The 14943-nt window shown below is 42.7% G+C and carries 13 protein-coding genes; all 13 read left to right on the forward strand.

The features are described 5' to 3' along the window. Positions 1–23: 23 nt before the first annotated feature. The 13 genes from MiSe_RS11250 to MiSe_RS11310 all read left to right on the forward strand — a co-directional run bounded on the left by MiSe_RS11250 (position 24) and on the right by MiSe_RS11310 (position 14769). Entirely contained in the window at positions 24–1052 is a 1029-nt protein-coding gene (locus MiSe_RS11250; protein ID WP_226578889.1) for a DUF1822 family protein, read from the forward strand. 316 nt (positions 1053–1368) lie between these two features. Then, on the forward strand, positions 1369–1938 hold the full coding sequence (locus MiSe_RS11255; RefSeq protein WP_226578892.1) for a helix-turn-helix domain-containing protein: 570 nt from the start codon (positions 1369–1371) through the stop codon (positions 1936–1938). Between the two features lie 462 nt (positions 1939–2400). Next, on the forward strand, positions 2401–2580 hold the full coding sequence (locus MiSe_RS11260) for a LysM peptidoglycan-binding domain-containing protein (RefSeq protein ID WP_226578896.1): 180 nt from the start codon (positions 2401–2403) through the stop codon (positions 2578–2580). 189 nt (positions 2581–2769) lie between these two features. Continuing rightward, positions 2770–3189 carry a CAP family protein gene (locus tag MiSe_RS11265; protein WP_226578900.1) on the forward strand — a complete coding sequence of 140 codons (420 nt, stop codon included), beginning with the start codon at positions 2770–2772 and terminating at the stop codon, positions 3187–3189. A 108-nt stretch (positions 3190–3297) separates the two neighbouring features. Continuing rightward, positions 3298–3642, forward strand: coding sequence for a 3D domain-containing protein (locus MiSe_RS11270; protein WP_226578902.1), 345 nt, complete (start codon positions 3298–3300; stop codon positions 3640–3642). 4 nt (positions 3643–3646) lie between these two features. Beyond that, complete coding sequence (locus tag MiSe_RS11275) at positions 3647–4120, forward strand: hypothetical protein (RefSeq protein ID WP_226578905.1); 474 nt, start codon at positions 3647–3649, stop codon at positions 4118–4120. 412 nt (positions 4121–4532) lie between these two features. Then, positions 4533–5435, forward strand: a complete 903-nt coding sequence (locus tag MiSe_RS11280; protein WP_226578908.1) for a glycoside hydrolase family 26 protein — start codon at positions 4533–4535, stop codon at positions 5433–5435. Between the two features lie 295 nt (positions 5436–5730). Further along, entirely contained in the window at positions 5731–6393 is a 663-nt protein-coding gene (locus tag MiSe_RS11285) for a polysaccharide deacetylase family protein (RefSeq protein ID WP_226578911.1), read from the forward strand. 256 nt (positions 6394–6649) lie between these two features. Continuing rightward, positions 6650–7204, forward strand: a complete 555-nt coding sequence (locus MiSe_RS11290) for a hypothetical protein (RefSeq protein WP_226578913.1) — start codon at positions 6650–6652, stop codon at positions 7202–7204. 220 nt (positions 7205–7424) lie between these two features. Next, positions 7425–8594, forward strand: a complete 1170-nt coding sequence (locus MiSe_RS11295; protein WP_226578916.1) for a GTPase domain-containing protein — start codon at positions 7425–7427, stop codon at positions 8592–8594. A 383-nt stretch (positions 8595–8977) separates the two neighbouring features. Then, positions 8978–13729 carry an nSTAND1 domain-containing NTPase gene (locus MiSe_RS11300; RefSeq protein ID WP_444980484.1) on the forward strand — a complete coding sequence of 1584 codons (4752 nt, stop codon included), beginning with the start codon at positions 8978–8980 and terminating at the stop codon, positions 13727–13729. 132 nt (positions 13730–13861) lie between these two features. Beyond that, a complete protein-coding gene (locus MiSe_RS11305; protein ID WP_226578922.1) occupies positions 13862–13999 on the forward strand; it encodes a hypothetical protein in 138 nt (45 codons plus the stop codon). 59 nt (positions 14000–14058) lie between these two features. Beyond that, the gene (locus MiSe_RS11310; protein WP_226578925.1) at positions 14059–14769 is read left to right on the forward strand and encodes a DevA family ABC transporter ATP-binding protein; all 711 of its coding nucleotides are present in this window, start codon (positions 14059–14061) and stop codon (positions 14767–14769) included. Positions 14770–14943 lie beyond the last annotated feature (174 nt).

Raw genomic sequence — 14943 nt, forward strand, 5'->3', positions numbered from 1 at the left:
GACATTAGTACAGGAGTAAAAGAATGTTTAATCACAAGGTGCATTCAACTGATTTGAGACTCTTGCTTCCCGAAGTTATTTGGCTGGGAACAAAACATTTCGATCTGGCAAGAGAGATGAGCGATCGCGTAACTGGTGAAGCGCAACAGTGGCAAACTTATCTGAATGCTTTAGCGCTACTTAGCTTTGAACAATGGCTAAGCAATCGCCTACCCGATCGAGCAATCGATCGAGATAATTGTTCGATTGACTATCTCAGGGTTGGGGAGTTTAAATTTTGTGCGATCGCTACCGAACACCTACTTGATGAAATGGTCAATATCCCTCAAGATGCTATCGAGCAACCAGAACTCGCCGCTCATTTTTATGTAGTGCTTGAGGTCTTAGAAGAAGAAGAAAAAGTTATTCTTAGAGGCTTTCTGCGTTACGACGAACTGGTTAACTATCGCTGGCGGTTCAATTTACAATTACGGGACGGTTGTTATCAGCTACCGCTGTCTTTATTTGATGGTGATCCAAATCACTTGCTGTTATATTGCCATGTCTTACAAGCGGCTGCTATTCCTTTACCTGTACCATCTCCTGAAGAAAAATTACCGGGATATCTGAAGGAAACCAGAACCAAATTGAGCCAATGGTTACAGGGGGTATTTGATGAAGCTTGGCAGGCTATTGATAGACTGATCGGCTCAGAATTCAATTTAGCTTTGAGTACCAGAAACCTTGAGGAGGGTGCAAAGCGAGGCAAACTCATTGACTTGGGAATGCAACTGGGAAATCAAACTTTTGCGTTGCTGGTGAGTGTCACGGAAGAAGCTGAGGAAAAATTAGGTATTTTGAGTCAGTTACATCCAACGGGTAAAGAAAGGTATTTGCCGCCTCATCTTAAATTTACCTTATTGTCTAAAGCGGGTAAAACACTCCAGGAAGTCACTTCGAGAAGTGAAGATAACTACATTCAACTAAAACACTTTAAAGGTGAACCGGGAAAACGCTTTAGTATCGAAGTCAGTTTCGGAGATGTCACCGTCAGAGAAAATTTTGAGTTCTGAGATCGGCTAGTCAGATTGAGATTAATTAACTTGGGTTAGTTAAGTAATATCATCTCCGCTAGTATGGGACTCGTATAGTTAATAATGTTGTAGGGGCGGGTTTTACCAGAAATCGTTGCTACTAGGCGAATTGTATTGATAAACCCGCCCCCGACATGGGATGCCCTTCGCAAGTGGACATGATATAAATCTAACCCAGCCTAATTCATTTTTTATATTTTTTAAATCAATTTACCTTTGAATATTGCATAAGTTGATTTGAGATGCACCTATTAAAAAGTAAGGCAATATAAATATTAATTCAAAGGCGTGAATTATGAATAACAATAATAATGTAGCTCCAGAAAATAAACCGAGTAAATTAAGTAATAAGATTTTATTAACTGATGAAAATCCTGAAACCAAAAACCTCTTAATTAAATGCTTGGAAACAGCAGGATTTGACGTTGTTAGCACAGAAAATGGTCTTGTTATTGTTCAGTTAGCACATCAAGATTTTTCTACTACCGCTGAAACTAAAAAAACAAAGACTCAAGAATCTATATTTCCATCTATTCCTCGACTCCGTGAGGTTTTCGAGTTCATTGAATTGAATTATCATCAAAATATTAGACTAAAACAAGTAGCTCAAGCCGTCGGCTATTCCTCAGCTTACTTAACCGACTTAGTGCGAAAACTTACTGGAAAAACCGTTAATAATTGGATTATCGAACGCCGCATAGCAGCAGCAAGTACCTTACTTTTAGAAACTAATTACTCCGTTGATGAGATTGCTTTAAAAGTCGGCTATCAAAATATCAATCATTTTTACTGTCAGTTTCGCGATCGCTATAAAAATACTCCCCGTGCTTGGAGAGAGAAACAACGTTCTCACGCATTGTTATAATGGCTACTAAAATATTCCCTGTTAGCCATTAAATATTTGATTTACAATAGCTTGAGCATTATAGCGGATTGCAAGTGAGTGAGTTATAGCCTTAAGGCTCTCGTTTGTATAGCGGCAGCATTAATGCTGCCGCTATACAAACTTTCGGTGTACCTCATACAGCTGCAATCTGCTGTAATGAGGCAGCAGTAAGCAATTGTTTCGGCAGTTACTTACTGCTGCTTTTTTCTACATTCATCTTAACTAAAGAAACTACAAATTATATTTATATGGACATCAAAATGTCACTATATAAAAATAATTAACTCTTGCTTCTCTGAGTAACTAAAAATAGTTAATTATCAATTCAAGTAGGAAAGAATAGTATTGTTATTAGGAAAGGACGAAAGGGTTAGCAATAAAAAGCTAATTCTCGATTCAATCCAAACACCAAATCTCAATCTTTTACCAAGGAGAAAAAACATGGCTAGAAAACAAGGAAATCCTCCTACCATTCACACTGTAGAAGCTGGTGACATTTTATTTGACATCGCCCAAGTATACTATGGTGATGGCAATAAGTGGTCAAAAATTGCTGCTGCTAACGGCAATATTAAACCTGAAAGTTTACAAGTCGGTCAAAAACTTCAGATTCCTGCTTAACAGGTTTCAATAAATTCGAGAAATAGCTGGGAGCAAAATCAGCCATTAAGAAAACAGAAGGTCAGCAAATAAAACTAACCTTCTGTTACCTATCATTAGGAAATGGAACTAAAGACTTTCTGCTTTTCTCTCGAATTTTGACTACTTAAATTCCGTTCGCGTTACTCTACAAAGAAGGAGATTCAAGTTATGAATTTTACCGAAGAGATTTTAAATGCTCACAACAAGTATAGAGCCGAAGTGGGGGTTCCGCCACTGCAATGGTCAGAAGATTTAGCGGCAAGTGCTCAACAGTGGGCAGATCAATTGGCTCAAACTGGGAGGTTTGAACACAGTGGATCTGGAGAAAACCTAGCTCAGGGCAGTACCGGCGCTTTTTCCGTCACTCAGCTAGTAGATATGTGGGGTGGTGAAAAGCAGTATTTCATAAACGGTACTTTTCCTGATGTCTCTAGTACCGGGAATTGGATGGATGTGGGTCATTATACTCAAGTGGTTTGGAGAAATACAACAGAAGTTGGCTGTGGTTTAGCGAGTGGCAATGGCAACGATGTCCTGGTTTGTCACTACAATCCGGCAGGTAACTTTATGGGACAACCTGTTTACTAATGAAAGTTGTATCTCTTCTGCTCTGATGATAGCGTCCGCTCAGCACTTCCATGTTCTCACTCTTCGAGAACCAATCAAGTTAAACCAACCAATTCAGAGGAAAAAACAATGCCAATTCCTAATGCCCCATTAAACCTAAAGACGACTTTTTACAGCCGTGAAGAAACCCAAGGTCATTTGCCTGCATCAGGCATTTCTGGAGCTACTTTGCAAGAAGCGCTTAACGGCTCCGGGCTTCTCCAGTGCGCCATCGATCCAGATGTGATTCCCATGCTAACAGAGTTTACTTTAACACTATGGGATGGAACCTCAGTACGTGCCAAAGCTTTAGATGTAGGCACAGCCATCAAGGGCGAAATGATTGATATCTTCGTGGATACTAACGAAGAAGCAATCGAGTTAGGTGTGAAGGAAGTCACAGCATTTGACTTTGTGGAAGTATCTGTGGAGTAGTTACATGGCTAGAAACTTGAATAATGCACAACAGAACGAGTCAAAGTTACTGACATTGACCTTTTATGGTTATCCAGATAACGACCCACCCAGCACAACGATCGCTTATCCCAAAATTCACCAAGTTGCCGGTGGAACTGGAACCTACGACGATCCCGTTACAGTTGCGATCGTCACCCCAATGAATGGAGGAAATTGGTCTCCCAGTACAAAGATGTACGTTCCTTATCTGAAGAAGTACTTAATTGTGGAGGATGAGTGTGCGTCGTGCATTCCCGATCAAATCGATGTTTGGATGGACAGTAATGACACCTATCCAAATGAGGTTTTACAGTGTGAAAAAGCCTGGACACCCAAAGAACCAGTGGAAGTTGAGATCGATCCGCCTGTTGGTCGTGAAGTCATAACCACCCCGTTTTTCGATATTACAGCGGCTTGCAGCCGCGTGAGGTACAGCCTTTTGGCTTCGTTTGTGTAGCGGCACCCTTAAGGGTGCCCGCACACCGCTGTCGAAGGTGTACCTCATACGACTGCAAACCGCTATAGTACTGGTCAGTGCCATCAACCCTCGGGTTTCCAGGCTTAGAAATTGTGTAGCGATCGCTTGAACAACATCAAGGATAGGACTTATATCGTGTCCGGTTGTATCGGTTGCGTTTAGCTAGCAGGTGAGCAGGTGGGCAGGTGAGCAGATGGGAGGGAAAATACAGCTTTTGCACCACGACCATATACAACCGATGCTAGCGGACTTGATGTTACACATTTTGACGAAAAATCAAGGGTTTTAAAGGGTGTAGGGTGTAGGAAATTCCCACCAAACCCGACACCCGACACCCCACACCCACCCTAAGAGCGCCATATTTTTGCGTAAGTCTTGAAGGAGTTAAAAAATGTCAAAAGTACTTGATTATCTTAACAGTATCTCTGGTTCTAAAACAGTTGCCGGACAGCACAACCGAGAGCCTATCTCTGAACCAGCCAAATGGACAGAAGCTATCCATAACACCACTGGAAAATATCCTGGTCTCTGGAGTAGTGACTTTTTGTTCGAGCAAGACAATATCGATAGTCGGCAGACGATGATCGATGAGGCTAAAAAACAATGGGATCGAGGCGCGATCGTCAACCTGATGTACCACGCCTGTCCGCCGACGCAATCAGAAGCTTGCGGATGGGAAGGCGGTGTCAAAAGCCAGCTTTCTGACGACGAGTGGAACGAATTGATCGCCGACGGGACAGATCTAAACAATGTTTGGAAGTCACGCCTGGATATCATCGCCGAGTTTCTCCAGGAGCTGAAAGATCGCGGAGTGGAAGTACTTTGGCGTCCACTTCATGAAATGAACCAAGGAGTATTTTGGTGGGGAGGTCGTCCTGGTTCAAATGGAAGTCGAAAACTCTACCAAATCACCCACGACTATATGGTCAAAACAAAGGGTTTGACTAACCTAATTTGGGTCTGGAATATGCAGGATTTTCCTAGTTTAAGTCAGGACTTAAGCGATTACAATCCTGGGGATAGCTACTGGGATGTTGCTGCTCTGGACTTTTATAACGGAGATGGGTTTACCGCAGATAAATATAATGCTATGGTCAGCGTTGCTAATGGCAAACCGATCGCAATTGGTGAGTGCGATCGCTTACCTACCGCTAACGAACTGGCTGTACAACCCCTCTGGAGCTTCTTTATGGGATGGTCTGAGTTGGTTTACGAAAAAAATTCAGAGTCAGAAATTCGCGTTCTTTATAATGCTGCTAACGTCTTGACTCGCGATCAACTACCAAGATGGTAAATAGAAAGTTATATCTCACGCGATCGCACTTCCTCATTAGTAGATTTATAGTTGATAAATTTATAGCCTATAAATCAGATTATACCTGGTTTATAGGCTATTTTTGTAGCTGCATCATTACCTGAATACCTAAAACTAATTAAATAGGTTTTTATGGCTTGCTAAAATAGTTTATTACCAGTATATTTTGTTAAATATATTATTTGTATTATGAGACAATTCAAAATTTAGCTTTTTTGCTAAACATTGAAATTTTCCCATCTGGCAAAACCTAAAAAAAGGAAATGAGACTATTATGAACATTGCTCTTACATTCGACGATGGTCCACGTCCTGACTATACGCCACAAATTCTCGATATTCTGAGCAAGTACGGCATTAAAGCCACTTTCTTTTGCGTTGGTCAAAATGTTGATGCACATCCAGAACTTGTGAAGCGAGCATTCGACGAAGGACATCTCATCGCTAACCATTCTTACACGCATCCCCACCTTCCACAGTTGGATGATAGTGGAGTTTCTGGAGAGTTTGGTAATACTAACTCGGCAATCGAGAAAGCAATCGGACAAGCTCCTGGGTATTTTCGTCCTCCCTTTGGCGAAACAGATGATCGGGTGAATGGTATAGCAAGTCAACTTGGACTCAAGGGACCAATTCTATGGACTGTTGATACGAATGATTGGAACAATGTTGGAGTCGATGCGATTGTTAATACCTTAATATCAGCGCCAGATGGGTCGAACATATTGTGTCATGATGGCGTTCAAACCTCAGATCAGACAATACAGGCAATTGACCGAGCCATTCCACAAATGCAACAAAATGGAGCGAGCTTTGTGACTGTCAGTGAATTGCTGGGAACAGGAGGAGAAACAGCACTGAGAATGATGCGTGCTAGCACTAACATCTTGATTCCTCATCCTTCATTTCCGATTCTTTCCGCACGTAAAGCAGCCTAGTAAATAGTTAAAGAAGTGTCAGTTTCGCTAATGTTACTGGCACTTCAGTATAAATAGTTTGATTTCTCAAGGACAATTTTCATTCTAACTACGGGAGAGCTTAAACTCAACTCGAGAAACCCAGTTTGTCAAACAAACCGGGTTTCTGGCATCATCGTGCGTAAGTCCTGATTATGTTTGAATAGTGCATAAGTTTATCTGAGATGCACCTATTAAAAAGTAAGCCAATAAAAATATTGATTCAGAGGCGTGAAATATGACTGAAAGTAATAATGTCAACCCCCAAAATCACCAGAGTAAATTTTGGAACTTCTGGACTACCTTACCGGGTATTATTACAGCGACTGGGACTTTATTAGGAAGTGGAGGCTTGGTGGCTTTGATTCAAATTTTTAAGCCTCAAATGCCCCCTTCTAACCCGTCACCTCAAACCAGGATTGAGGTTGATGCCAAATCGGAAAGTGGCACTCCCTATACTAATTCCAAAGATAAACCCGTACAGATCAAGTTTCATGCCCAAGGTAAATGGCTGGCAATTCCTCAACATATCTCTGGCGACAATTTGCCCAAGGGTTATATGTCACCCAATGGTGCTGGCGATTTTGCCTCTAATACAGATAAGCTATGCCCTGGACACGCGTTAGGAGCCTTGGTAGTTAAGAAAGATCAAGGTAATTGTATTGCTTCAGGTGCTGAAGGCACTATTAACTTGGAACCGGGACAGACTGTTTATTTCTTAATGAACGATGTTAAGGGTCTTTACAAGGATAATGAAGGTGTCGTTAAAGTTGACTTGTCTGTAGTCAAGTGAAAAAAGATCGGGACTTACGCTCTTCGCAGGTTAGAAACCCGGTTTCTTGCTGCGATCTCTAGTTCCCAAAGCGACGAATTTTCAGAGAAACCGGGTTTCTCAAGCATAAGCGTCAGAGAAGATTTTGAGTTGTGAATATCTGCCAAGTGCATAAGTATATTTTCAGTGCAACTATTAAAGCTTAGAACGCCTAAATAATGAGCATCAGGAGAAATAAGTCATGGGTAAAGATTTTGAACAAGCCTGCAAACAAGCAACAGAATCAATTCGTAAGGGCAAGTGCAATATTCTGATAATTGGGAAAACTGGTGTAGGTAAAAGTACATTAATAAATGCTATTTTTGGAGAAAAAATGGCAGATGCTAGCGCCGGAAAACCAGTAACTCAATTTATCAAGCCGTACAATAAGCCTGAGCTTAATAATTTTACCATTTATGACACACCCGGTCTAGAACTCTCTAATCTGGATAAAGCCAAGAGAGATGTTTCCCAACTGATTGAGCAGCAGAGAAAATGTGCGTTAGAAGAACATATCCATCTTATTTGGTACTGTGTAAATGAGATGAGCGATCGAATTGAATCCAAAGAAAAACAGTGGATTGAAGAACTAAGGAATAAAGATTTACCCGTGATTATTGTCCTAACTAAAGGAACGGGAGAAGAAAACATCGAATTAGTAAATTGCTTAAAAGAATTCTCAGATATTTACATTAGAGTGCTAAACGAGCCAAAGAAAATTGTTCATGACTTTAAAGTTAAAGTCCAGAGTCCTAATTTAGAGAGGTTAGTTAAAACAACCACTCAAAATCTCCCAAAGATAGCTCAAGCAGCATTTATGATCGCTGTTTCAAATATTGATTTGAAGAGAAAGGCAGCAACCACGTGGCTTATCCCTTATGTGGCAAGTGCATTTACCATTCCATTCCTATTTCCAATTCCGTTCTTGGCAAAAAAGGTTAGCGCCACCGCAGTGCAAACGACCATGCTAGTCCACCTATTCAATTTATTTGAACTGCCGTTGGAACGGAAAATTATTGGTGAGTTAGTTTCCCTGGGAATCAGCCTTAACTTGATCGACTTATCTGTTGACTTCTCTGTGGAAAATATTGGACAGTATATAGCCGATCAATTGCTCCAAGCCAGTCTCGAAGATTTAATTGCTGGAGGTGCAGCATCATTATCTACGCTGGTAACTGGTCTGGCTTATATTGATGTCCTCATAGCTTACAAAAAAGCTCAATTGGCAGGTCAGGAAATCTCTGTAACTGACCTAGCAGAAATGCTGAAAAATAAAATACAAGAATATACACAACCTGGTTGGGAAATCTTGAGACAAATCCTGGATGATGGAGGTGGAAACTTGGCATGGCAACCGAGCTATACTAATTGATTTGTCAAGGACAATTTTCATTCTAACTACAGGAGAGCTTAAACTCAACTCGAGAAACCCGGTTTGTCAAACAATACCTTCGCCAATTTTGTCAAACGCCCGCAGGCTAAAGCCTGGGGCTACACAGACAAAGCCCACCGACCTGGGCTGAAAGAAATTCTTACAGGCTGCTTCGGCAGCCTTTGTTTGTGTAGCCGCACCCTTCAGGGTGTCGGCTTTTTGGCGAAGGTATTATCAAACAAACTGGGTTTCTCAATCATAGTCTGGCAGCGATCGCACAAAACAACACCTTTTGTAACAAATTTTCTGGCGAAAAGATCCGGAAAGCTATAATTTAGCTTGTAGCAAAGAGAATTCTGGCAAAAAGTGATATGCTGCCGCACATGAGCAAGTCAGTTGTCATCAATCTGGGACATGGTGATTTGAACAACGGCTTTCCCAGAGTTACTGCTCAACTATGGGCAGCAGGTCATCCCCTGCCGGAGCAATTTATCGGCAGCTTACCGGCAGCACCGGATCTGGTTGAATTATACAGAAATTGGCAGTCAATTTATCTAAATCTGTGCGATCGCAAACAACTTATATCTCGCTCGAAAGAGGAAGATGATGATGAACTGGAAATCGATCAAGGGGGTACAACCAACATCTCTGTTGTAGATTTCCATCAGGTACGCCAAACCTTAGAAGAAAGCATTAATGCTTGGTTCAAATCTGAGGAGTTTCTTAACATTGACCAGGAGTTGCGATCGCGTCTAGATCCAGCTGAACAAATTCGGGTAATTATTGAAATCAACGAAGTACTATTGCGGCGATTACCCTGGCATTGCTGGAATTTCTTTAGGGATTATCCACAAGCAGAAATGGCTCTGTCTAGACCAGAGTATAAACGCAGCCAAAGATTGCAGTCAAAAGACCCGAAAAACAAAGTTAGAATCTTGGCAATTCTAGGCAATAGTGTTGGTATCAATCTGGAGGCAGAAGCCAAGTTACTCAACAATTTAAAGGATGCAGAAGTTGCTTTTATTGTCAAGCCAGAGCGTGAAGAATTTAACCAACAGCTTTTAAATCCCGCCGGATGGGACATCCTCTTTTTTGCCGGTCACAGTCAAACTGAGGGGGAAACGGGCAGAATTTATATCAATGAAAACAAGACCAATAACAGTTTAGCGATCGCCGAATTAGAAACAGCGCTCAAAGATGCTATCGAGCGGGGTTTAAAGCTGGCAATTTTTAACTCTTGCGATGGGTTGGGATTGGCGCTGGAATTGGAAAAATTAAATATTCCCACAGTAATTGTCATGCGAGAGCCAGTGCCGAACTTTGTGGCACAGGAATTTTTTAAGTATTTTCTGGAAGCTTTTGCCTTTGAACGACTGCCTTTATATTTGGCAGTGCAACAAGCACGCAGAAAGTTAGAAGCTTTAGAAAATGACTTTCCCGGTGCTTCTTGGTTGCCTGCGATTTGCCAAAACCCCGCAGTACAACCACCGAATTGGCTACAGTTGGGGGGGATTCCCCCTTGTCCCTATCGCGGTTTATTTGCCTTCCAGGAGGAAGATGCACGCTTATTTTTTGGGCGGGAAACTTTTACGCAGCAACTTGTAAAAGCTGTGAATACCAAAAAATTGGTAGCAGTAATTGGGCCGAGTGGAAGTGGTAAGTCTAGTGTGGTATTTGCCGGGTTGATTCCCCATTTGCGTTGTTGTGACATTCCCTTTAAGATTGCTACTTTTCGCCCTGGAAATAATCCTTTCAATTCTCTAGCATCTGCTCTCATCTCTGTAGAAGCACCCGAAAGCAGCAATATTGAATTTACATCTGAGTCAAAATCAGATCCCCCCCTGCCCCCCCTTGACAAGGGGGGGAGCCAAAATCCAAAATCTGCTGAACTTGAAGTGGCTATAGAACTGCGATATGCCTCCGGCACGCTGACGCGATCGCAACCGGGTACGTTGTGCAATATTATCAATAGAATTCTCCAGAAATCGAGGGCGGGCGAGACGCCCACCCCACAAGAGTTTTTGCAGAATTCCAATAGAATTCTCCAGAAATCGAGGGCGGGCGAGACGCCCACCCCACAAGAGTTTTTGCAGAAGTCTCATGGGTTAGGCGAACGGTTGCTGTTAGTAGCCGATCAGTTTGAAGAACTCTATACCCTAGTTTCTGAAGCGGAACGCTTGGTATTTCTGGAAGAATTGCTGGGGGCGGTCAATAATACTCCTAACTTTACCCTTGTTATTACCTTGAGGGCTGATTTTTTAGGACGGGCGTTGGATTCTGAAGCGTTGGGAAAGGCTTTGCAACAGTATCCTCCGGAACTGCTGATCCCGATGAATCGTAAAGAATTAGAAGAAGCGATCGCAAATCCCGCCCAGATGTTAGGAGTAGAGTTAGAAGAGGGATTGACAGAACGCATCATTAATGATGTAGATCGACAACCCGGTCATTTACCGTTACTGGAATTTGCGCTCACCCAATTGTGGGCAAAACAGAAGGACGGTATTTTATCCTGTGCAGCTTACAAAGAAATCGGCGGTGTAGATTTAGCTTTAGCAAATCATGCCGAACAAGTTTATTTCAATTTGAGCGCAGCAGATCGCTTTCGATCGCAACGGATTTTCATCCAACTGGTGCATCCGGGAGAAGGAACGGAAGACACCCGCCGCTTAGCCACTCGCGCTGAAGTGGGGGAAGAGAATTGGGATTTGGTAACCTACCTCGCTTCTGCCCGTTTAGTGGTTACCGGACGGGATGAAAAAACTGGTTTGGAAACTGTGGAAATCGTCCATGAAGCACTGATTCGGAGTTGGGAAAAACTCAGAATATGGATGCAACAAGACCGGGATTTTCGCCACTGGCAAGAGCAATTGCGGGGGGTAATTCGTCAGTGGGAGAGTAGCGGTAAGGATGAAGGGGCATTGTTGCGAGGAAAGCCTTTGATAGATGCTCAATATTGGCAGCAGCAACGCTCAGATGAATTGAATTCGGGGGAGAGAAGTTTTATTCAACTGAGTTTGGCACTGCGCGATCGCGAATTTAAACAGCAGAAACGCAGTCGGCAACTTACCATCTCATCCCTCGCTGGCGGTTTGGTTTTAGCCCTAAGTATAGCTGGGGTTGCTTGGTGGCAATGGCAGAATTCAGCTATCAACGAAATCAAAGCGATTAGCGAATCGTCGCAAGCCCTTTTTGCTTCAAATCAAAAGTTTGACGCCCTGATAGAGGCAATCAAGGCGAAGGGAAAACTGCAAAAGTTAGTAGGGGTAGATACACAAACCCAAAATCAGGTACTCCAGGTACTAGAACAGGCAGTTTATGGAGCAATTGAATACAACTCCTTGACGGCTAAAAATGCAGTTTGGGGAGTAGCAATTAGTTCTGATGGCAATATCATTGCTTCGGGGGGAGAGAAAAATGCGGTCAAACTCTGGCGACGGGATGGCAGTTTACTTCACACCCTCGAAGGGCATCAAGGTACTATTTGGGGAGTCGCTATCAGCCCTGATAGTCAGTTGATTGCTTCGGCTTCTGAAGACAAAACAGTGAAACTCTGGAGTCGGGATGGTCAAGAATTAAACACCCTCAGAGGGCCTAGAGATAGAGTTTGGGCAGTGGCTTTTAGTCCTGATAGTAATAAAGTTGCTGCGGTTTCTCAGGATGGGTTGGTGTATATCTGGAGTCGGGAAGGTAAACTAATTAAAAGACTCACAGGAATCAAAACGGTTGCCAAAGTAACATTTACTCCTAATGGTAATATCGTTGCTGCCAGTGAAGACGGATCTGTCAAAATCTGGAGTATTGACGGCAAGCAATTGCCAACTCTAGAAGCACATATCGGTCCGGCTTGGGGACTTGCGGTTAGTCCTGATGGTAGCAAGATTATCGCTGGGTTTGGCGACGGAACGGTGAAAATCTGGAGTCCCGACGGCAAGGAAATTCTTTCCTTTAAAGGGCATAGCGATAGTGTAATGGAAATTGCTTTCCGCAGCGACGGTAAAGTATTTGCTACAGCAAGTAAGGACAAAACGATTAAAATTTGGAGTTTAGACGGCAGGTTGGTGACAACTCTCAACGGACATAGCGATCGCGTTAATTCAGTTGCGTTCGCGCCTGATGGTAATGCACTGGTATCAGCAAGTGAAGACAGAAGGATTAAATTCTGGAAACTCAACCATGAGTTGCTTACCTTCCTCAGAGGACATGAAAAACCAGTAATCGGAGTACGCTTTGGTCCTGATGGTAAATTTGTTGCCTCAGCATCTGACGACAGTACGGTCAAATTATGGTCAAAAGATGGCACATTGCTTCGCACCCTCAAAGGGCATAAATCTGCTGTTTTGGGAGTAGATGTTAGCAAAGACGGTCAAACAATTGCTTCTGCTAGTTGGGACAAAACCGTCAAACTCTGGAATTCTGACGGTAGTTTGCGGAAAACTCTTGTCGGACATCAGGCTGAAGTTTGGGGCGTTGCCATTAGTCCCGATAGTCGGATAATCGCTTCTGCTTCTAAGGACGCTACTATCAAACTTTGGGATAGTGGCGGTAATTTACTGAAAACTCTGAGAGGACATCAGGGCGATATCAGGGATGTAACTTTTAGTCCTGATGGTAAAACGATCGCCTCAGCAAGTTCGGATTACACCGTCAAATTGTGGAAGTTAGACGGTACTTTAGTTAAAACTCTGAACGGTCATCATGGAGGCGTTATCAGAATCGCTTTTAGTTCCAATGGCAGGATACTTGCCTCTGCAAGTCTTGATAACACCGTCAAACTCTGGAAAACTGATGGGACTTTGCTTAAAACTATCAACGCTCACAATAACGGAGTTAGGGGAGTGTCCTTCAGTCCTGATGGTAAAACAATCGCCACAGCAGGAGGAGACAATACCGTCAAACTCTGGAATTTGGATGGAACTTTGCTCAGGATTCTTAGAGGACATAGCAATCCGGTGTGGGCAGTATCTTTCAGCCCTGATGGTAAAACAATTGCTTCCTCCAGCGAGGACAAGACGGTGATTCTGTGGAATAGCTATCGCGTCCAAAATCTAGATCCGTTGGCGTTCGCTTGCGATTGGGTGCGCGATTATCTGAAGCATAATCCCTATAAACGCCATCTGTGCGATCGCATTAATTAGCGAGCGCAATTGCACTTACCCAACAACGTATCCCCAAAAACCCGGTTTCTTTAAGAAACCGGGTTTTTTTGCTCAGTTCGTCACAATTTCCTCACATTTTTTGGCTAAATTTAAACTGGGTTAAAATCTGCAATGCTTGACGAAGCAAGCATTATTATGACCTTATTCCGAGCAATGCAAGTATTAATTTTAACCATTGCCATCCGTTTGATTTCGGCTATAATTGCCGTCAGCCAACTGCATTTTGCCGCTTTTGCTGAGATGTTTTAGCAAATCGGTAATAACTAATAGCATTTGAACAATTAGCAATTAGCAATTAGCAATTACCTATGATATCCAACCCCGTTATTGACATCAAAAATATCAATTTTTACTTTGGTAAAGGAGCCTTACGCAAACAGGTTTTATTTGATGTTGACCTGGAAATTTATCCGGGAGAAATTGTGATTATGACCGGGCCATCTGGGTCGGGTAAAACAACCTTGCTGACCTTGATTGGTGGTTTGCGTTCGGCGCAAGAAGGGAGTTTAAAAGTTTTCGGACAACAACTGGTGGGAGCGAGTAAAAGCAAGATGGAAGAAGTCCGCCGCCAGATTGGTTATATTTTCCAATCACACAACTTATTGAAAAGCTTAACGGCGATACAAAACGTGCAAATGTCCCTCGAACTTCACCCAGAGATTTCTGCTCAAGAAATGCAGCAAAAAGAAGAGGAAATCCTTAAAGCTGTTGGTTTGGGCGCGCACATTAATTATTATCCAGAAAACCTTTCAGGAGGACAAAAACAACGGGTGGCGATCGCGCGCGCTTTAGTCAGCCATCCCAAGTTAGTTTTAGCAGACGAACCAACCGCTTCATTAGATAGTAAATCCGGTCGCGATGTGGTAGAAATTATGCAGCGTTTAGCCAAAGAACAAGGCGGTACAATATTAATAGTGACTCACGATAACCGCATTTTAGATATTGCCGATCGCATCGTACATATGGAAGATGGTCGTTTAACTCGCGACGAACCTCTTTCTGTACAAACACCCGTTTGATTGGGTAATAGTTAATAGGTAATAGGTAATGGGAAAGCAAGAAGTAATTAGACGTTTGGCAAAAGTGCTTTTTATCCAATTCAAGGGCAGGCGGGACGCCTACCCCACAAGAATAAAACAGGACTGACGCAAAGAAACCGGGTTTCTATGAAACGCAGCTAATCGGTAATAACT

This window comes from Microseira wollei NIES-4236 (genome assembly GCF_020521235.1).
GTDB lineage: Bacteria > Cyanobacteriota > Cyanobacteriia > Cyanobacteriales > Aerosakkonemataceae > Microseira > Microseira wollei.